At 67.4% G+C, this 18,169-nt stretch carries 18 protein-coding genes; 8 read left to right on the top strand and 10 right to left on the bottom strand.

The annotated features are described in order from the left end of the window. Window positions 1-107: 107 nt before the first annotated feature. The gene (locus ACZYYX_RS09040) at window positions 108-2,630 is read left to right on the top strand and encodes a glycogen/starch/alpha-glucan phosphorylase (RefSeq protein ID WP_463814081.1); all 2,523 of its coding nucleotides are present in this window, start codon (window positions 108-110) and stop codon (window positions 2,628-2,630) included. Between the two features lie 48 nt (window positions 2,631-2,678). On the opposite strand, the gene ACZYYX_RS09035 is transcribed toward ACZYYX_RS09040, so the two are convergent. The 5 genes from ACZYYX_RS09035 to ACZYYX_RS09015 form a co-directional block, all read right to left on the bottom strand. Beyond that, window positions 2,679-3,911, bottom strand: a complete 1,233-nt coding sequence (locus ACZYYX_RS09035; protein ID WP_463814080.1) for an amidohydrolase family protein — start codon at window positions 3,909-3,911, stop codon at window positions 2,679-2,681. A 3-nt stretch (window positions 3,912-3,914) separates the two neighbouring features. After that, window positions 3,915-4,559 (bottom strand): GntR family transcriptional regulator, encoded by a 645-nt coding sequence (locus ACZYYX_RS09030; protein WP_463814079.1) that lies wholly within the window; start codon window positions 4,557-4,559, stop codon window positions 3,915-3,917. Window positions 4,560-4,572: 13 nt separating this feature from the next. Further along, entirely contained in the window at window positions 4,573-5,613 is a 1,041-nt protein-coding gene (locus tag ACZYYX_RS09025; RefSeq protein WP_463814078.1) for an isopenicillin N synthase family dioxygenase, read from the bottom strand. Window positions 5,614-5,630: 17 nt separating this feature from the next. Further along, window positions 5,631-6,410, bottom strand: coding sequence for an ABC transporter permease (locus ACZYYX_RS09020; RefSeq protein WP_463814853.1), 780 nt, complete (start codon window positions 6,408-6,410; stop codon window positions 5,631-5,633). 101 nt (window positions 6,411-6,511) lie between these two features. Then, a complete protein-coding gene (locus ACZYYX_RS09015; RefSeq protein ID WP_463814077.1) occupies window positions 6,512-7,294 on the bottom strand; it encodes an ABC transporter ATP-binding protein in 783 nt (260 codons plus the stop codon). Window positions 7,295-7,584: 290 nt separating this feature from the next. Here ACZYYX_RS09015 and ACZYYX_RS09010 point away from each other — a divergent pair, with 290 nt between their 5' ends. Continuing rightward, window positions 7,585-8,745 carry a nitrate ABC transporter substrate-binding protein gene (locus ACZYYX_RS09010; protein WP_463814076.1) on the top strand — a complete coding sequence of 387 codons (1,161 nt, stop codon included), beginning with the start codon at window positions 7,585-7,587 and terminating at the stop codon, window positions 8,743-8,745. Window positions 8,746-8,759: 14 nt separating this feature from the next. After that, entirely contained in the window at window positions 8,760-9,755 is a 996-nt protein-coding gene (locus tag ACZYYX_RS09005) for an isopenicillin N synthase family dioxygenase (protein WP_463814075.1), read from the top strand. Here the strand turns inward: ACZYYX_RS09005 and ACZYYX_RS09000 are convergent. Together ACZYYX_RS09000 and ACZYYX_RS08995 are read right to left on the bottom strand one after the other, a co-directional pair. Beyond that, window positions 9,733-10,641 (bottom strand): endonuclease/exonuclease/phosphatase family protein, encoded by a 909-nt coding sequence (locus ACZYYX_RS09000; protein ID WP_463814074.1) that lies wholly within the window; start codon window positions 10,639-10,641, stop codon window positions 9,733-9,735. The two genes, ACZYYX_RS09005 and ACZYYX_RS09000, sit on opposite strands and share 23 nt — an antisense overlap. Further along, window positions 10,638-11,093 carry a MarR family winged helix-turn-helix transcriptional regulator gene (locus ACZYYX_RS08995; RefSeq protein ID WP_463814073.1) on the bottom strand — a complete coding sequence of 152 codons (456 nt, stop codon included), beginning with the start codon at window positions 11,091-11,093 and terminating at the stop codon, window positions 10,638-10,640. The genes ACZYYX_RS09000 and ACZYYX_RS08995 overlap by 4 nt, the downstream gene beginning before the upstream one ends. 64 nt (window positions 11,094-11,157) lie before the next feature. Here ACZYYX_RS08995 and ACZYYX_RS08990 point away from each other — a divergent pair, with 64 nt between their 5' ends. The 3 genes from ACZYYX_RS08990 to ACZYYX_RS08980 all read left to right on the top strand — a co-directional run bounded on the left by ACZYYX_RS08990 (window position 11,158) and on the right by ACZYYX_RS08980 (window position 14,227). Next, entirely contained in the window at window positions 11,158-12,369 is a 1,212-nt protein-coding gene (locus tag ACZYYX_RS08990) for a multidrug effflux MFS transporter (protein WP_463814072.1), read from the top strand. A gap of 48 nt (window positions 12,370-12,417) precedes the next feature. Beyond that, on the top strand, window positions 12,418-13,134 hold the full coding sequence (locus tag ACZYYX_RS08985) for a phytanoyl-CoA dioxygenase family protein (protein ID WP_463814071.1): 717 nt from the start codon (window positions 12,418-12,420) through the stop codon (window positions 13,132-13,134). 85 nt (window positions 13,135-13,219) lie between these two features. Then, the gene (locus ACZYYX_RS08980) at window positions 13,220-14,227 is read left to right on the top strand and encodes an esterase family protein (protein ID WP_463814852.1); all 1,008 of its coding nucleotides are present in this window, start codon (window positions 13,220-13,222) and stop codon (window positions 14,225-14,227) included. Here the strand turns inward: ACZYYX_RS08980 and ACZYYX_RS08975 are convergent, their stop codons facing one another. Beyond that, entirely contained in the window at window positions 14,228-14,662 is a 435-nt protein-coding gene (locus ACZYYX_RS08975; RefSeq protein ID WP_463814070.1) for a nitroreductase family deazaflavin-dependent oxidoreductase, read from the bottom strand. 48 nt (window positions 14,663-14,710) lie between these two features. Here ACZYYX_RS08975 and ACZYYX_RS08970 point away from each other — a divergent pair, with 48 nt between their 5' ends. Continuing rightward, window positions 14,711-15,724, top strand: coding sequence for an acetamidase/formamidase family protein (locus tag ACZYYX_RS08970; protein WP_463814069.1), 1,014 nt, complete (start codon window positions 14,711-14,713; stop codon window positions 15,722-15,724). Between the two features lie 11 nt (window positions 15,725-15,735). Then, window positions 15,736-16,488 carry an SDR family NAD(P)-dependent oxidoreductase gene (locus ACZYYX_RS08965; RefSeq protein ID WP_463814068.1) on the top strand — a complete coding sequence of 251 codons (753 nt, stop codon included), beginning with the start codon at window positions 15,736-15,738 and terminating at the stop codon, window positions 16,486-16,488. A 6-nt stretch (window positions 16,489-16,494) separates the two neighbouring features. Here ACZYYX_RS08965 and ACZYYX_RS08960 read toward each other — a convergent pair whose 3' ends face one another. After that, a complete protein-coding gene (locus tag ACZYYX_RS08960) occupies window positions 16,495-16,719 on the bottom strand; it encodes a dodecin (RefSeq protein ID WP_463814067.1) in 225 nt (74 codons plus the stop codon). A gap of 88 nt (window positions 16,720-16,807) precedes the next feature. Further along, complete coding sequence (locus tag ACZYYX_RS08955; RefSeq protein ID WP_463814066.1) at window positions 16,808-18,157, bottom strand: aminotransferase class I/II-fold pyridoxal phosphate-dependent enzyme; 1,350 nt, start codon at window positions 18,155-18,157, stop codon at window positions 16,808-16,810. Window positions 18,158-18,169: the final 12 nt, after the last annotated feature.

Below are 18,169 nucleotides of genomic sequence, written 5' to 3'. Positions count from 1 at the left end.
GTCAACCGCGTCAATTCCCGGCGCGGCAACGTTTGCGCACAACCTGTTACAGGTCGCGTTCACGATCAGGATTCATTTCCGAAACATGGACCCGCCAGAATGGCGCGGTGACCGACCTCGTGAACGTTCCCACCGATCAATCCGGCCAGGTCAGCGGCGGAGGGCCCGGGCCGACCGGGCAGACCAGGACGGGAATGACCGCTGATGCGCTGCGTGCGGCGGTCACCGACCACCTGGTGTACTCGATCGCCCGCCCGCCGGCGGTGCTGCAGGCCGAGCATTACTACCGTGCGCTGTCGCTGGCTGTGCGCGACCGGATGCAGAAGCGCTGGATGGCGACCACGCAGGACTGGCTGGACCTGTCTTCCAAGGTCACCTGCTACCTGTCGGCAGAGTTCCTGATGGGACCGCAGCTGGGCAACAACCTGCTGAACCTGGGCATCGAGGGTGAGGCGCGACAGGCCATGGCCGACCTCGGCCAGGATCTCGACGAGATCCTCGACTGCGAGGGCGAGCCGGGGCTCGGCAACGGCGGGCTGGGCCGGCTGGCCGCCTGCTATCTGGATTCGCTGGCCACGCTGGAGCGCCCGTCGATCGGCTACGGCATCCGCTACGAGTTCGGCATCTTCACCCAGGAGATCCAGGACGGCTGGCAGATCGAGAAGACCGACAACTGGCTGGTGCACGGCAACCCGTGGGAGATCGACAAGCCGGACGCCAGCTACTTCGTCAACTGGGGTGGACACACGGAGACCTACGAGGATCTGGCCGGCAGGCTGCGGGTGCGGTGGATTCCGCAGCGGGTCCTCAAGGGCGTCTCGTACGACACCCCGGTGCAGGGCTACGGGGTCAACACCTGCAACACGTTGACGCTGTGGAGTGCCCGCGCGGTCGAATCATTCGCCCTCGACGCCTTCAACAGTGGCGACTTCTACAAGGCCGTCGACCAGGAGGTCGTCTCCGAGACGGTCTCCAAGGTGCTCTACCCCAATGACGAGCCGGAGGCCGGTAAGCGGCTGCGCCTGCTGCAGCAGTACTTCTTCGTGACGTGTTCGCTGCAGGACATCCTCAACATCCACCTCGAACGGGCGGGCCTGCCGCTGTCGGCGCTGCCGGACAAGTGGGCGATCCAGCTCAACGACACTCACCCCTCCATCGCGGTCGCCGAGCTGATGCGGCTGCTGATCGACGAGCACCACCTGTCGTGGGAGGACGCGTGGGACCTGACGGTGCGCACGTTCGGCTACACCAACCACACCTTGCTGCCCGAGGCGCTGGAGACGTGGTCGCTGCATCTGTTCGGCGAGGCGCTGCCGCGCCACCTCGAGCTGATCTACGAGATCAACGACCGCTTCCTCGCGGAGGTGCGTGACAAGTTCCCCGGTGACGACGAGCGGGTGCGCCGGATGTCGCTGATCGGGGAGGACGGCGGCAAGTCGGTGCGGATGGCACACCTGGCCACCGTCGGCAGCCACGCGATCAACGGGGTTGCCGCGCTGCACTCAGAACTGCTGAAAGCCAGTGTGCTGAAAGACTTCTACGAGATGTGGCCGGAGCGCTTCGGCAACGTCACCAACGGCGTCACCCCCAGGCGGTTCCTCGCCCTGTCCAACCCCGGGCTGCGGGGACTGCTCGACGAGGCGATCGGGCCCGGGTGGCTGACGGATCTGGATCGCCTGCACGGCCTGGAGTCGTTCATCGACGATTCGAGCTTCCGGGAACGGTGGCGAGAGGTCAAGCGCGCCAACAAGTCCCGGCTCGCCGAGTACGTGCACTCGACCACGGGCATCGAGCTGGACCCGATGTGGATGTTCGACGTGCAGGTCAAGCGCATCCACGAGTACAAGCGACAGCACTTGATGGTGCTGCACATCGTGGCGCTCTACCACCGGCTGAAGACGAATCCGGGACTGACGATCCCGCCGCGGGTGTTCCTGTTCGGCGGCAAGGCCGCACCCGGCTATTACATGGCCAAGCGGATCATCAAGCTGATCACCGCGGTCGGGGCGACCATCAACAACGATCCCGACGTCAATCGCTACATGAAGGTCGTGTTCCTGCCGAACTTCAACGTCAAGAGCGCGCATCTGGTGTACCCCGCGGCCAACCTGTCCGAGCAGATCTCGACCGCAGGCAAGGAAGCCTCGGGCACAGGCAACATGAAGTTCATGATCAACGGCGCGTTGACCATCGGGACGCTCGACGGCGCGAACGTCGAGATCCGCCAGGAGGCCGGCTCGGAGAACTTTTTCTGCTTCGGGCTCACCGAGGATCAGGTCGTGGCGGTCAAGGCCGAAGGGTATCGGCCGCAGAGCTACGTCGAGCGCGACCCGGAGCTGGCCGCGGTGCTGGAACTGATCGCGGCGGGCACGTTCACCCACGGTGACACCGAGGTGTTGCGCCCCGTCGTCGACAACCTGATCGCCCACGATCCGTTCCTGGTGCTCGCCGACTACCGGGCGTACGTCGACAAGCAGGCCGAGGTGTCGCGCGCATGGCTCGATGACGAGGTGTGGACGCGGATGTCGATTCGCAACACCGCCCGCAGCGGGATGTTCTCCTCCGACCGGGCGATCCGCGAATACTGCGACGAGATCTGGGGCGTGGGCCCGATGTCGGTCGATCTCTAGCGATTTCGGCGTGTTCGTCGTCGCTCAGCGATCGCAACCACGCCGAAATCACGGCGCGGCGGCCACCCAGCTGTGCGTTCGGCTGCGCGCCACCACGGCACCGTCGTGGATCACGATGCGATCGGCCGGGGCGGTGGCGATCACATCGGGGACGCTCGTGCCGCGCACCGCGAGAAGCTCGGCACGCTTGCCCACCGCAGGACCTGCCTCGGGCAACCCGAGCACCGCGCGCGCCTCGTCGGTCACCATCGTGATCGCCACGTCGGGGTGCACGTGCCCCGCGATGACGGTGAGCATCGCCGTTTCCAGCGCATCGCTTCGTCCCAGCGGATTGAACGGATCGCGCACGTTGTCCGCACCCGCCGCCACCGGGATGCCCGCGTCGCGCAACGCGGCGATCGCGGTGATCCCGCGGGGCGTCGCCGCAGGGTTGTCACGGCCCTGCAGGTACAGATTGGTGATCGGGTTGGCTACGACTCCCAAACCGCTGCAGGCGATCTGCGGAAGCAGGCCGGCGAGCTCGTCGGCAGGCATGGTCCCCAGCCGCGTGCAATGACTCGCGGTCCTGATGCGGTCGGCAGGCCACGTCGCGGCGCGTCGTGCGTAGTCCGCGATGGTGTGATGATCGCCGAACAGGAACTCGTCGGTGTGCAGGTCCGTCCCGACGCCGCGGACCTCGGCGACACCGAGCAGACGGTCCAACTCCGCGTTCGGGTCGGGGGCGCTGTGCGGTGACCCACCGACGAGGTCAGCGCCCGCGTCGAGCGCGCCGTGCAGCAGCTCGACATCCGAGTAGGCCTTGATCAGAGCGACGATCTCAATGTCCATCACCCCGGCCAGCTCGCGCCGCACTGCGTCGACGGCGCGGACGCCCCGCAGCGGATCGTCACCGGCGAGGACGTCGACGTGGGTGCGTACCGCGGTGGTGCCGTTGCGCAGCAGCGCCAGCGCCGCATCCCGGGCGCGCTGCCGAAACGATACTTCGTCGAAGCGCAGCGACCCCTCCTTCCACGTCGCGATCGCGTCGTGCAGATCACCGAGTCTTGGTTGCAACGCATCCCATGAGTGCGCCTTGTCCAGATGCGCATGCGGTTCAGCCGGTGCGGTCATCAGGACGTACCCCCGCAGATCCAGACCGTCGTCGACCCACGGCTCCGCCGGGGCGACGGACGTGACGACGGCGTGCCCGTCGTCTGTGGTTCCGATCCGGACGTCCACCACGGCGCCGTCGACCAGCGTGGCCCCCCGTAGCAGTGAAACAGGTTGTGCGGCAGCGGTCACCGTTCAGATCCGCCGGGTCCGCACGTACAGTCCGGCCACGTGCGCGCACGCCGCGGCCCTCGCGCCTTCGGCGTCACCGGCCTCGATCGCAGCGACGATCCGTTCGTGTTCGCCGACCGCGAGGCGGCGGTTCACATCGGTGGTCCACATGTCGGACCGGTACAGGTGCGACTGCCCGTCGAGGCGAGCGAGGGCGTCGCTGAGCGGTCGGTTGCGTGCGGTGTCCCGGATCAGGGTGTGGAATTCCAGGTCCAGTCTGGCGTCGCGGTGCCTGTCGGGCGCTTCGTCGAGCAGTTCACGCTGCACCTGCACCATCTTGCGAAGCTGCTCGACGACGGCACGGCTGGCGATCAGCGTGGCGTTGCGCGCCGCCAGCCCGTCGAGGACTTCCCGGACATCGAAGACGGACTTGACCGTCTCGTCGTCCAGCAGCGTCACCCGTGCCCCGGCGTTGCGGGTGTGGGTGGCCAGGCCTTCGTAGATCAGCTGTTGCACCGCTTCCCTGACCGGCGTGCGGCTGACGTTGAGCCGGACCGCAAGAGCGGGCACCGATAGCGGGCTACCCGGTTCGAGCTCGCCGCTGAAGATCATCTCCTGCAGAGAGTGGTGCACCGACTCGGTCAGCAGCGCACCGTCGGAGGACGTCATGGTCGTACCCTCCCTACGTCGTCGCGGCGGACACCCGGGCCGCTTCCCGCAGCACCGCGGTGGGTGCCACCCCCGTCCGCAGCCCGGCGACCTTCATCGCGATGTTCTCGGCAACGGTAATCGGTTCGTATCCGATCTCGCCGTCGGCCAGGGTGCCGGGCAGCGCTTCCAGCACCGCGTCGTAGTTGCCGTCGAAGAAGAACGCGGCCGAGCGCCTGCGCTGAATCTGCCCGTCGACCACCGGCGGGTCGACGCGGTGCACCGTCGACATCCACCGGTCGTTGGTCCAGCGGGCCATTGCGTCGCCGAGGTTGATCAGCAGCGCGCCGTCGGCGGGTTGCACGTCGTGCCAGTGGCCGTCGCGGTCGAGTACCTGCAGCCCGGGCACCTGGTCGGCCCACAGGATGGTGAGGATCCCGAAGTCGGTGTGCGCGCCCATCCCCTGCAACTCACCGGCGACCTCGCTATCGCCCTCGGGGAGTGCGAAGTTGTTCATCTTCAGCACTTCGATCGAGTGGTCGATCATCGGGTCGAAATATCGTGGCGGCAGTGCCAGCGCGTCGGTGAAGGCGGTCATCAACGTCCGGGCCAGCTGTTGCGCCTCGGCGAAGTATCTTTCGATCCGGGGCCGGAATCCGGCAGCGGCGTCCGGCCAGTTGTTGCGCGCGTAGCTGGTTTCGGGCAGATCCAGAGGCAGGAACGCCTCCGCCTCGGCGCCGATCGTGAACGCTTCGTAGTAGTCGTTCATCTGGTTGACCGACACCCCGATGCTCATGCCCAGCGATTCGCTCTTGGGCGGCGAGTATCCGCGGTTGGCCGACGGGTCGCGCCGGTAAGAACTCTTGACCGCCAGCGGCAGTCCGAAGAACTCGTCCAGGGCGGCGGTCAGGCCCTCGATCGCGGCCGCGTCGATGCCGTGTCCGACGATCTGGATGAACCCGACCTCGCGGCATGCGGCGTCCAGCGCGGCGGCCACCGCTGCACAGTCGTGGTCGGTCGCGGCGTCGCCGCCGGCGACGTAGCAGCTGACGTCCAGTACGGGAACGTCGAACATGTTGTCTCCCTTGATTGTCACAGTTGACGGCCGGATTCGTGCCAGCGCCCGACGGCCAGCCGGGTCACCAGGCCCATGGCGGAGAACACGATCACTCCGAACAGCGATGCCAGCACGATCGCCGCGATCAGGTCATCCGACTGCAGTCGGCCGCGGTAGACGTCCAGGAGTGTGCCGATACCGGGCTGTCCTTTCGCGAAGAACATGTCGCCGATGATGGCGCCGACGACCACGAGCCCCGCCGCGGTGCGCACCCCGGTGAGGATGGCGGGCAACGCCGCGCGCAGTTCGAGTTTGACCAGCCGGTCCCAGCGTGACGCCTTCGAGATGGTGAACAGCTCGTGCATCCCCTGATCCACGGATCGAATGCCGAAGTGGGTGTTGGTGATGATCGGGAACACCGCGATCAGGACGCACACCAGCGTGCGCGCCGACATGCCGTAGCCCAGCCAGAGTCCGATGAGCGGGACGATGGCGAGAATCGGAATCACCTGGATGACTACGGCGTACGGGTAGATGATCTTCTCCAGCCATCGCGCCTGGCACATCAGGACGCCGGTGGCGACACCGACGACGACGGCGACGACGAAGCCGACGAGCGTCACCTGCGCGGTGACCGACAGCGCGGCGAGCATGGGTTCGAGGCGGTTCCAGTCGAGCAGCGAGTGGCGCACGACGTCGATGGGTGGCGGCAGCATGAACCGCCGATTCGGTTCCAGCACCAGATAGCTGACTGCCGACCAGGCCGCGAGCCCGACGGCCAGCGACAGCAGCGGATAGAGAACGGCGCTGCGAATGCTGCTGCTGCGCCCAGCGTTTCGGGGAGCAGCAGGCGCGTCTCCGGATGCGCGCCTGGCCGTCAGACGGGCCGGGATGTCGAGTGCTGAGCCCAGGACTGTCACGCCGCCCCCCGGTGCAGGAGTGTCGACACGTCGGCGACGTAGTCGGTGTACCGGGATTCGAACCGCAGGTCCTTCGACCGCGGGTACGGGAAATCGACGTCGACGATGCCGGCGACGCGACCCGGGCGCGGGGTCATCACCACGACTCGGCTGGCCAGATAGACCGCCTCGGAGACCGAGTGGGTGACGATCATCGACGTGAAGCCACGGTGCGCGTACAGACGTTGCAGTTCCACCTGCATGTCGAGGCGTGTCATCTCGTCGAGAGCGCCGAACGGCTCGTCGAAGAGCAGCACGTCCGGCGAGAGCGTCAGCGCACGCGCGATCGAGACACGCATCTTCATGCCGCCGGAGAGGGTTTTCGGCAGTTGGTCGGCGAACTGCTCCAGCCCGACAGCCGAAATGGACTCCATTGCAATCTCTTTCGTCTGGCTGCGATCGGCTCCACCCAGTTCGGCGCACAGCTCGACGTTGGCGCGCACCGAGCGCCATGGCAACAGCGTCGGTTCCTGGAAGATGAAACCGACCGACTCGGTGTTCACGACGACCGATCCGGACGTCGGGTCTTCCAGCCCGGCGGCCATCCGCAGGAGCGTCGACTTGCCGCACCCAGACGGCCCGACGACCGCGACGAACTCGCCGTCGCCGATCGTCAGGTCGGCGTGTTCGATCGCCACGGTGCCGGTGTCGAAACGCTTTGAGACGCCGGCGAAAACGATCGGTGGCGACGGTTGGGCGACGTCCGCCCCGTCACGGGGCAAGGTCTGGGTCGGTTCCACGAGGACTCCCGGGTTGGCCATTCATCTCGACTACATGTAGCAAGAACGTTTTATATGCCGCCTAAGAGTCGATTACATGTATTACGACGACGTTTCGTCGCGTGAACCACGTGTAAGAACTTTTCGAAGTTCTCGGCAAATGTCCAGTTGAGCGCCCCGAGAGCACCGATCTTTGCGGGATCGTCAGGACCGCGGGCGCAGTTTTGTGATTGCATGTAATCACTCAACCGCCGCCCGACGCTCCACGCGGATTGGCGACGCCCGTCCACCCCACGCTATCGAGGAGCCCCATGTTTTCGTCACCCCTGCGGAAGGCGGTCGCCGCCGCAACCTGTGCCGTGGCGCTGAGCGCCTGCGCCTATGGCACCGAGGACACCCGGCCCGAATCCACGCTGGAATCGGCGCCGGAGGGTCAGCAGCTGGCCGGTGTGTGCCCGGCGAACGTCGGCATCCAGCTGCAGTGGCAACCGCAGTCCGACATGGGTGCGCTGTTCACCATGCTGGGCCCGGGATACCGGGTGGACACCGAGGAGAAATCGGTCACCGGGCCGCTGGTGGCGGGCGGTAAGGACACCGGCGTCGACCTCACACTAAAGTCAGGCGGTCCGGCGATCGGATTCCAGTCGGTGCCCTCACAGCTCTACGTCGACGACTCGCTGACCATGGGCGTCGTGCACGGCGACCAGTTGATCGCCGCCGCCGCCGACCAGCCTGTCGTCGGTGTCACCCCGCTGCTGAAGTACAGCCCGGCGATCCTGATGTGGGATCCAGCCAGTCATCCCGAGTGGCAGACGGTCGCCGACATCGGCAAGACCGACGCCACCGTGGTCGTGTCCAAGGACCAGATCTTCCCGCAGTGGATGGTGGCCAAGGGCATGCTGAAGGCCACCCAGATCGACACCAGTTACGACGGCGCGCCGGCGCGGTTCGTCGGCGATCCGACGTTGGCGCAGCAGGGATTCGCCAACTCCGAGCCCTACACCTATGAGCACGACACCCCCGCCTGGAACAAGCCGGTGGCCTACGGATTGATCAAAGACGTCGGCTACGACATCTATGCGTCGAACATGTCGGTGCGCGCCGACAAGCTCGACAGCCTGTCGCCGTGCCTGAAGAAGCTGGTGCCGATCATCCAGCAGGCCGGCGTCGACTACGCGGCGTCACCGGAAGCGGCGAACGCGACGATCGTCGACGTGGTCTCCAAGGACGACACCTACTCGCCGTACTCGGCGGGCGAGGCGGCGTTCAGCGCCGCACTGCTGGTGGAGAAAGGCCTCCTGGCCGCCGAGGACAACGGCGCATTCGGCGTGTACGACGAGGCCCGCGTCGAGCGCAACGTCGAAGACCTCCGTGCAGTGCTGGCGAAGACGGGCAATGTCGTCCCCGCGGGCATGACCGGAGCTGACCTGTTCACCAACCGATTCAGCGATCCGTCGATCGCTGCCAACTGACCGGAGGATCACCGATGTCACACACTGTGGAGTCACACGACACCGCCGCCGACATGACCGAACTGCAGCGGGAACGGGCGATGGGGGCGATGGGCACCGAGAGCGACCGGGAGGTGCGGCGCATATCTCTATCAGACCTGGAATCACGCCGGGACGCTATCGCGGACGAAATATGGAGCGCCGCAACCGATATCGGGTTCTTCCAGGTCGTCGACCACGGCATCGACCTCGAGGTGGTGCGCAGTGCGTTCGCGATGGCCGAGAGGTTCTTCGCACTTCCGGAGGGCGTCAAGGCCCGCAGACCGAAGCGGTTCAACTCGGGCTGGGAACAGCTCACTCAGATCCGGCCGTCGGTGGGGGTGCCCGACCAGAAGGAGTCCTATCAGGTGACGCTGTCCAACATGGACGACCTGTGGCCCACCGACCAGGAGTTGGCCGGCTTCCGGTCCACGATGCTCGATTTCGAGCATCGGTGCTGGAAGCTCGCGATGGAACTCCTGTCGTTGTTCGCGGGCAAGTTGGGTTTCGATCGCGAGTTCTTCACCCGCGCGCATGACCCGGCGTCGCCGACCTACCAGAGCACGCTGCGGCTGCTGCACTACTTCGCGTTGCCGGCCGAGGCGGATCTGACCGGGGTGTGGCGCGCGGGAGCACACACCGACTTCGACTGCCTGACACTGCTCTTCCAGCGCGAGGGGCAGGGCGGGCTGCAGGTCTGCCCCGGCAAGGAGCGCGACGCCCAGCAGTGGACGTCGGTGCATCCGTCCGAGGACGCGATCACCTGCAACATCGGCGACATGCTGATGCGCTGGAGCGACGACCTGCTGCCGTCGAACTTCCACCGCGTCAAGAGTCCCGGCCCGTTTGATGACCGAGCCGCGCGATACAGCATCGCGTTCTTCGCCCAGGCCAACAGCGAAGTGACCATCGAAGGCCCCCGCGCGAAGTATCCGGCAATCAGCGCGAAAGACTATCTGCAGCAGCGGATCAACGCGAATTTTCGCGCATAGTCCGACGAAGCCATCGTCGACGGTCGTCGGCGACCGCGGCGACCGCGGCGACCGGTTGTGCCTCGAGCCGGCACAGCACCCCGAAGTGGTCTGACGGGAAGATCCTCAGCAACGAGGGCGCGATCGGGTCGCGGCCGAGCAGGCCGATGTCGACGGCCTGCCAGGCCGGCCCCGTGAGCAGGACCCGGTCGAACCGCACCTGGCGGTGCTTGTTCTTCATGTCGTAGCGCATGTGATTGATCGCGGTGTCTTCGGTGAACCCCGGGTCGTCCGGCCGCAGGTGCGGCCACACGTCTCGATACCGCGGGTCCAGCGCACGGCTCTCGTCGTCACGCATGTTGAAGTCGCCCAGCATCACGACGTCGCGGTCGTCACCGAATGCGCGCCACAGCTTCGACATCTGGTGCGCGCGCAATTGCGCAGCCGTCTTACCGCTTTCGAGGTGTACGGACACGATCGTCAGATCGCTTCCGTTGACGGTGAATTCACCCGCCAGGTAGCCCCGGGACAGGCGACTGGGCAACCGTGTGTAGGTGCATCGGCGCACCGGGAGCCGCGAGAGCATGAGCATCCCGTAGTTGTGGTCGCCGACCACCGCGGCGCGACGATAGCCTTCCCGGATCCACGGCTGGGCAAGGAATACAGCGAGCGCCGAGCGGGTCACCTCCTGGAACACCATCACGTCGGGGGTTTCTGCGGAGAGCAGGTCGGCGATCGCGCGGTAGCGCTGCTCACGGTGAAGCTCGTTGAACCAGATGTTGAACGTCGCGACCGTCAGCTGATGAGATGCGATCGATCCGTGGTCGTCCACACCGCGCCAACGGTCGGCGTCGGCATCGAAACGGGCGACAGGAACGCTGATTCGCCGGCGGCGGAATGGGTTCATCGCGCGAGCGCGTCGAGTTCGCGTTCCAGCGCACGCAGGAGCGTCAGCGCCGCGGGGACGTCGTACTCCTGCCCCGTCGCATCGAGCGCATCGCCGACGAGGCGCGCCCAGATCGAGCGGAGCCGGGCCAGGTTCTCCTCGGCGCGGCGGGTCGACCGCAAGACGACCTGTCTGCTGTCGGTCGGGTCAGCCGATCGACGCACCAGCTCCTTGGCCTCGAGGTCGCGCAATGCCCGACTCAGGTTGCTGCGTTGCAAGCCCGTTCCGGCGGCGACGGCGCCGGCGCTGACGTCGGGGTGGTGGTCGATGTAGCGCAGGACCGTGATTTCGGTGGCCGACAGTTCGACGACGTCGGGGTGCGCGGAGGCCTGTGACCTGACCGCGCGCGCGACGGCCATGACGACATCGGCGAGGTCTGCGAGTTGCTCGGCGCGGGGCGGGCTGGCTTGCACGAATCCACCCTACCTGATACTTATTAAATGATAACTATCTTCTGATAACTACTTGGAGAACCCCATGACCTCCACCGTCGACACGACGGCGCGCCGCCAGACCCCGCCACAGATCACCGTCGGGCTGCTCGTCACGCTCGCCCTGCTGTCGGCCGTCGCGCCGTTCGCCACCGACCTCTACCTGCCGGCCTTCCCCCAGATGGTCGACGACCTGCACACCTCTCCGACGAACGTGCAGCTCACGCTGACCGCGTTTCTCGTCGGCCTTGCTGCGGGCCAGCTGGTGTTCGGTCCGCTCTCGGATCGCTACGGGCGCGTCAAGCCTCTGGTGCTGGGCGCCGCGGTGTGCGTGCTGGCCAGTGTCGTCGCTGTCCTCGCCCCCACCATCGAGGTACTGGTCGCGGCGCGGCTCGCGCAGGGCCTGACGGGTGCGGCAGGCATGGTGATCGGCCGGGCGATCATCTCGGATCTGGCCACGGGACGTGCCGCGGCTCGCGCATTCAGCCTGATGATGATCGTGGGCGGCATCGCCCCGATCGCCGCCCCGCTGGCGGGCGGCTTCCTGGTACAGCCGCTGGGGTGGCGCGGAGCGCTCGCGGTGATCCTGGCCCTCGTCGTCGCCATGCTCGTCGCCGCGCTGGTGGTGATCCGCGAGACCCACACCGAGGAACGTCGCGCCGCGCTGCAGGCGAACAAGGCCACCCAAGGCTCCCCGCTGCGGGACCTGACCCGCCGCGAATACCTCGGGCATCTGGTGACATTCGGCTTCGCGTTCGCGGCGATGATGGCCTACATCTCGGCCTCACCGTTCGTCTACCAGACGATGATGGGGCTCAGCTCGGCGCAGTACGGAGCGATGTTCGGGGTGAACGCGCTGGGCCTGTTGCTGATGAGCGCCACGAGCGCACGGCTGGCCGCGCGCGTCGAGCCGCGCACGCTCGCCGGTGCCGGCCTCGCCGTCATCTCGACCGCCAGCGTCGCGGTGCTGGCGATCGCGATCTCCGGCGTTGCCGCGGGCTGGCTGTCGCTGCCGCTGTTCTTCGCCGTCGCGGGCATGGGCCTGGTGTTCGGCAACACCACCGCGTTGGCGTTGTCCGCCGCGCCCAGGGCCGCGGGCACCGCGTCAGCGCTGCTCGGTGCCGCGCAGTTCGGGCTCGCGGCCGTGGTGTCGCCGCTCGTGGGACTCGGCGGTGAGCACACTGCGACACCGCTGGGTATCGCGATGGTGTGCGCCGCGGCGGTGGCGCTCGTCGGGTTCCTCAGCGCACGCCGCTGAGCGGAAAACCGATGGCAGGCCGCGTGGAACCTGTGCCATTCTCCCGGAATGGCCGATCTCGACACCTTCACTGCGGACGGCTACCTCAGACTCGAGCAGGCCGCGCCCCGCGCAGCCGCCGACGCCGCGCGGGAGCTCCTGTGGCAACGGCTCGGCGTCACACGGGAACCCGCGGACTGGACCCAACCGGTGGTGTGGACCGCCGACCTGACCGGCGAGGGGCCCTTCGGTGAACTGGTCCGCAGCGCCCGCCTGGCCACCGCCCTCGATGCGATCTGCGGTGAGGGTGGGTGGCTCCCCCGCGGCGCGCTCGGCAACATCCCCGTTCGCTTCCCGGTGCACCCGCCCGCCGAAGACCGTGGCTGGCACATCGACCTGAACACCCCCGGCGAGGACGGTGTCTGGTGCGTGACCAGCCGGCCGCGCACGCTGCTGGTGCTGACGTTGCTGTCCGAGGTCTCGATCGACGACGCGCCGACGCGCATCCGGGTCGGGTCCCACCACGACACGGCACGCGTGCTCGGGGACGAGCCGCTCGACGCGGTGACGGCCGGCGCCCTCGTCGACGCCGCGAGCGCGTCACGGCCCGTGCGGTACGCCACCGGTGAGCCCGGCGACATGTACGTCCTGCATCCGTTCACCGTGCATGCCGCCGACGAACACCGCGGTCACACACCGCGTTTCATGGCACAAGGCCCGGTGGCGATCTCGGCGTGCTTGTCGTCGCTGAGCGGCGACGAACACGCCGAAATCGCGGATCGATAACAACCCGGTCACTGCCGAGCGCGCCCCCGGGTGCCGCGTCGAGATCGCGAATAGGTTCGCGCGCGTGATCTCCTTGGGCCAGCGACTGCGTCGCGTCGCCGTGGCGGCGCTGCTCGCGGCGACCGCATTGACCATCACCCCACCGACCATCACCCCGCAGGCGCACGCGTTCTCCCGCGAGGGCCTGCCGATCGAACAGCTCGACGTCCCGTCGCCGTCGATGGGCCGCACGATCCGCGTCGAATTCCAGGGTGGCGGGCCGCATTCGGTGCTGCTTCTCGACGGGCTCCGCGCCCAGGACGACTTCAACGGCTGGGACATCAACACCGCCGCATTCGAGTGGTTCTACCAGTCCGGTGTCTCGGTCATCATGCCCGTCGGCGGGCAGTCCAGCTTCTACGCCGACTGGTACCGGCCGGCCAAGAACCGCAACGGGACGCTGACCTACAAGTGGGAGACGTTCCTGACCAACGAGCTGCCGACGTGGCTCGCCGCCAACCGCGGTCAGGATCCGTTCGGCAATGCGGTTGTCGGGCTGTCGATGTCAGGTGGTGCGGCATTGACGATGGCGGCCTACTACCCGCGTCAGTTCAAGTTCGCGGCCTCGCTGTCGGGATATCTGGCGCCGTCACAGAAGTTCTGGCCGCCGCTGATCGACATCGCGATGCAGGACGCCGGCGGCTTCGATTCGTACGACATGTGGGGTCCGTCCGGCTCGCCGGCCTGGCTGCGGGCCGATCCGATGCTCAACATCAACCGGCTCGTCGCCAACCGCACCGCGCTGTGGATCTACTGCGGCAACGGTGTCGCTTCCGACCTCGACACCGGAACGGATCTGGGCATCAACCTCAGCGCAGGTTCTTTGGAGACGATCACGATCGCGACCAACAAAGAGTTCCGCGACAAGTACCTCGCGGCCGGCGGGCGCAACGCGATCTTCAACTTTCCGCCCAACGGCACCCACAGCTGGGGGTACTGGGGTGCGCAGCTGCAGGCGATGAAGCCGGACATCGTGCGCCTGCTGACCCCGCCGCCTCCGCCACCGCCGCCGGCACCCCTGCCGCCGCCCCCGCCGGCACCGGCGCCGCGCTGATCACTCGAGGTGCGGGACCAGCTCGAAGATCGGGATGATGCGCTCGGTCTGCTTCTCGTAGTCGCCGAACCCGGGCGCCTGCTCGACCACCCGAGGGTAGAGGCGATCGCGCTCCTCGCGCGGCAGCTCGCGCGCCCTCACCGGCCGCGGCGGATCGGAACCGATCTCGACCTGCGCCTCAGGGTGCGCGCGAATATTGAACGCCCACGAGGGATCTCGATCGCGGCCGGCCGCGGATCCGACGACGTACAGCGCCCCGTCGAACTCGAAGTACGCCACCGGGTTCACGCGTTGCTCGCCACTCTTGGCGCCGGAAGAGGTCAGTAGCAGCAGCGGGAAACCCTCGAACTGGCCGCCCACCTTGCCGCCGTTGGCTCGGAACTCGTCGATGGTCCGCTGGTTGAAGCTGCGTTCACCGCTCATGTCCTCGGCCATGCCTCGATCGTATGGCGGGACGCGGTGCGCCGGACGAGTATGGCGGGCATGGATCACGTCACTTTCATCCCGACCGCCGACCAGATGGCGTACACGTTCGGCGGCGCGGCACCCGTCCTGCGGCTCACGCCTCCGACGGTGCTGACGCTGTGGACCGAGGACGCCTACGGGGGCCGCATCACGAGCGCAGCGGATGTCGCGACCACCGCTCTGGACACCGAAGACCTCAACCCGCAGACAGGACCCTTCTGGATCGAGGGCGCCGAACCCGGAGACACGCTCGTCGTCCACCTCGTCGACCTGACGCCCGCGCGCACCTGGGGTGCGTCGACGCTGATCCCGTTCTTCGGCGGGCTGACCAGCGTTCCGGCCAGCCCGACGCTGCAGGACCCGCTGCCCGAGCGCACGTACATCTACGAGTACGACTCCGCCGCAGGCACGGTCGGGTTCTCCGCGCAGGGCAGCGACTTCGATCTCGCGCTGCCCGCCAACCCGATGCTGGGCACCGTCGGTGTCGCACCGGCCCGCCGCGAGGTCCGAACCTCGCTGGTGCCCGACGTGTTCGGCGGCAACATGGACACCCCGGAGATGGCGGCGGGCGCCACCTGTTACCTGCGGGTCAACGTGCCCGGCGCCTTGTTCTCCCTCGGCGACGGGCACTACCGACAGGGCGAGGGCGAGTCCTGCGGCACCGCGGTCGAGGGCGCGATGAACGTGACCGCGATCGTCGGGCTGGTGAAGGGCGGCGGACCGGTGTGGCCGCGCATCGAGACCGACACGCATCTGATGTGCGTGGGCTCGGGCCGCCCACTGGAGGAGGCGTGGCGCGCCGGCCAGGTGGAGATGATCACCTGGCTCGGGGAGCTCTATGACCTCGACCGTCTCGACGCCTACCAGCTGCTGACCCAGATATCGCTCGCACCGATCGCCAACGTCGTCGACACGAACTACAGTTCGGTCACCAAGATCGACAAGCGACTGTTGCCCGGCGCGGCGGCCTTCGGCGGCGTACACAACGAAATGCGCTCGGCTGCCAACGGTTTAGGGACCGTCAACTACTAGGAGGACACCGCATGGATCTCGGGCTGGCGGGGAAGCGCTTCGCGGTCACCGGCGGAACCCGCGGCATCGGCCGTGCGGTCGTGGAGGGTCTGCTCACCGAGGGCGCCAGCGTCGCCTACTGCGCACGCACACCCGAAGCCGTCGCCGACACACAGCAGGAATTCGGCGAGAGCGCTGTGGGTTCGGTCGTGGACGTGGGTGACACAGCGGCGTTGACGACGTGGGTGAACGCGACGGCCGAGTCGTTCGGCGGTCTTGACGGGGTGGTCGCGAACGTCAGCGCGCTGGCGATCGGTGAGTCGGCGGAGAACTGGCGCACGACATTCGAGGTCGATCTCATGGGTACGATCGGTCTGGTCGACGCGGCGCTGCCGCACCTGCTGAAAGCCGAATCCGGTTCCGTCGTCACGATTTCCAGCGTGTCGGGCCGCGAGGTCGATTTCGCGGCCGGGCCGTACGGGACCATGAAGGCGGCGATCATCCACTACACGCAGGGGGTGGCGCACAAGCTGGCCGCCCAGGGCGTGCGCGCGAATTCCGTCAGCCCCGGCAACACCTACTTTCCCGGCGGGGTGTGGCCGACGATCGAGGCGGAGAATCCCGCGTTGTTCGCCGAGGCGCTCGCGCTGAACCCGACTGGCCGAATGGCCACGCCGCAGGAGGTCGCCAACGCGGTGGTGTTCCTGAGCAGCTCGGCCGCCAGCTTCATCACCGGCACCAATCTCGTGGTGGACGGAGCGCTGACGCGCGGCGTGCAGTTCTGATCGCAGTCAATGCTGTTGATCGGTACTGTCGAGCCGGAATCCGACCTTCAATGCCACCTGGACGTGGGCAACAGCGCCGTCGGCGAGATGACCTCGGATGGTGGTCACCTCGAACCAATCGAGGCCGTGCAACGTCTCCGACGCCCTGGCGATGGCGTTGGTGATCGCGTCATCGATGCCCGTCGATGACGTGCCCACGATCTCGACGACCCGATAGATGTTGTCGCTCATACGAACTCCTTTCGGCGGCGAAAGCCGCACGCGACCAATCTGCTACCCCTGACATCGGTGCGCACCCTATCGACGCACGCAGATTCGATCAGTCGAAGTATTCGCGCGCGGCGGAGTCGACAGCGCCCCGCACCGCCTCGGCCAGTTCACCGGCACGCTCGGCCGGCAGTTGCAGGATCGAGAAGCGAAGCAGACCGTCCCCATCACTGAGGAACGACTTCGATCCGGCGGCTGCCACAATGCCCTGCCTGGCGAGGTTGATCAGGGCAGTGGTCTCGTCCGGCACGCGAACCCACACCACGAAACCGTCGCTGCTCGCCGAGGCGTGCAGCCCGACGTCGGCGAAAGCCTTCAGCAATGCCCGTCGTTGCGCACGATAGCGGCCACGGGCACGGGTGACGAGCAGCTCGGTCGCCGAATCCTCGAGCAGATGCGCCAGCGCGTTCTGCATGATGCGGCTGTTGGACGCCATGCCGAAGCTACGCAACCGGACTGTTCGGTCGATCAGCTCGGCGCTGCCCCCCAGGACGGCGCTGCGCAGATCGATCCCGAAGGCCTTGCAGTAGCTGCGAATCCGAAGGACGCGATCGGGTAGGTGGGCGCCCACGGACGCCGGCACGGACGTCGCGAGCGGTCCGGCGCTGTCGTCCTCGACGATCCACGTGTTCGGAGCGACCGACGCGACGGCCGACGCCACGTCCCCCGCACGGCGAATGCTGAGCGCTCCACCGACGGCGTAGGCGCCGCTGGGTTGCAGGATCAGCGCGGCCGCGCCGCGACGGACAGCATCGACGACCGACTCGACGGTAGGTCCTTCTGCGTCAGCTTCGATGCCGTGGGCGTCGATCCCGAGCTGGCGCAGAATGTCGAGATAACCGGGGCTGACCGGTTCCTCCACGCCCACGGGTCCGCCCCCGGCGGCGGCGGCGGTCGCCAGCACCACCGCTTCGGTGCCGCCGCCCACGCAGTTCCACGCCTCGGCGGTGAACGGCCAGTCGCACTCGACCATGGCTCTCAGGCGCTCGGTGATGTAGGCCCGCTCCGGCCGGTGAAGGTCGCCGGTGGTGGCCAGAGCGGCCGCGAAAGCTGCGCCGAGGTCGGGTTGCACTGCGGGATCTGGTGTCACCATCGACATCTCGATGGACGACCACGCCACGGGCGGTGTCGGTGCGGTGGCGCGGAAGAGATCGGCGACGACGGTGCCCCCGCGCCGGTGTGTGTGCAGGCGACCGGTGTCACGCACTCGGCTCCACGCGGACACCACGGTGCCGGGGCTGACGCCAGCCGCTCGGGCGAAGTCGCGGATCGTCGGGAGGTGTACGCCCGGCGCGAGTTCGCCCCCGTCGATCAGCCGCGTCAGGCCGTGGCCGATGTCTTTCGACGATGTGGCTCGCAGCTTGTCGGCCAGCCACACCGCATCGACTTGCTGTGTTACCACCGTCGCCCCCGA

This window comes from Mycobacterium sp. IDUB_1, from assembly GCF_055419625.1.
Note: the sequence above shows the minus strand (reverse complement) of the source record. Positions and strands in the feature narration are given on the sequence as shown.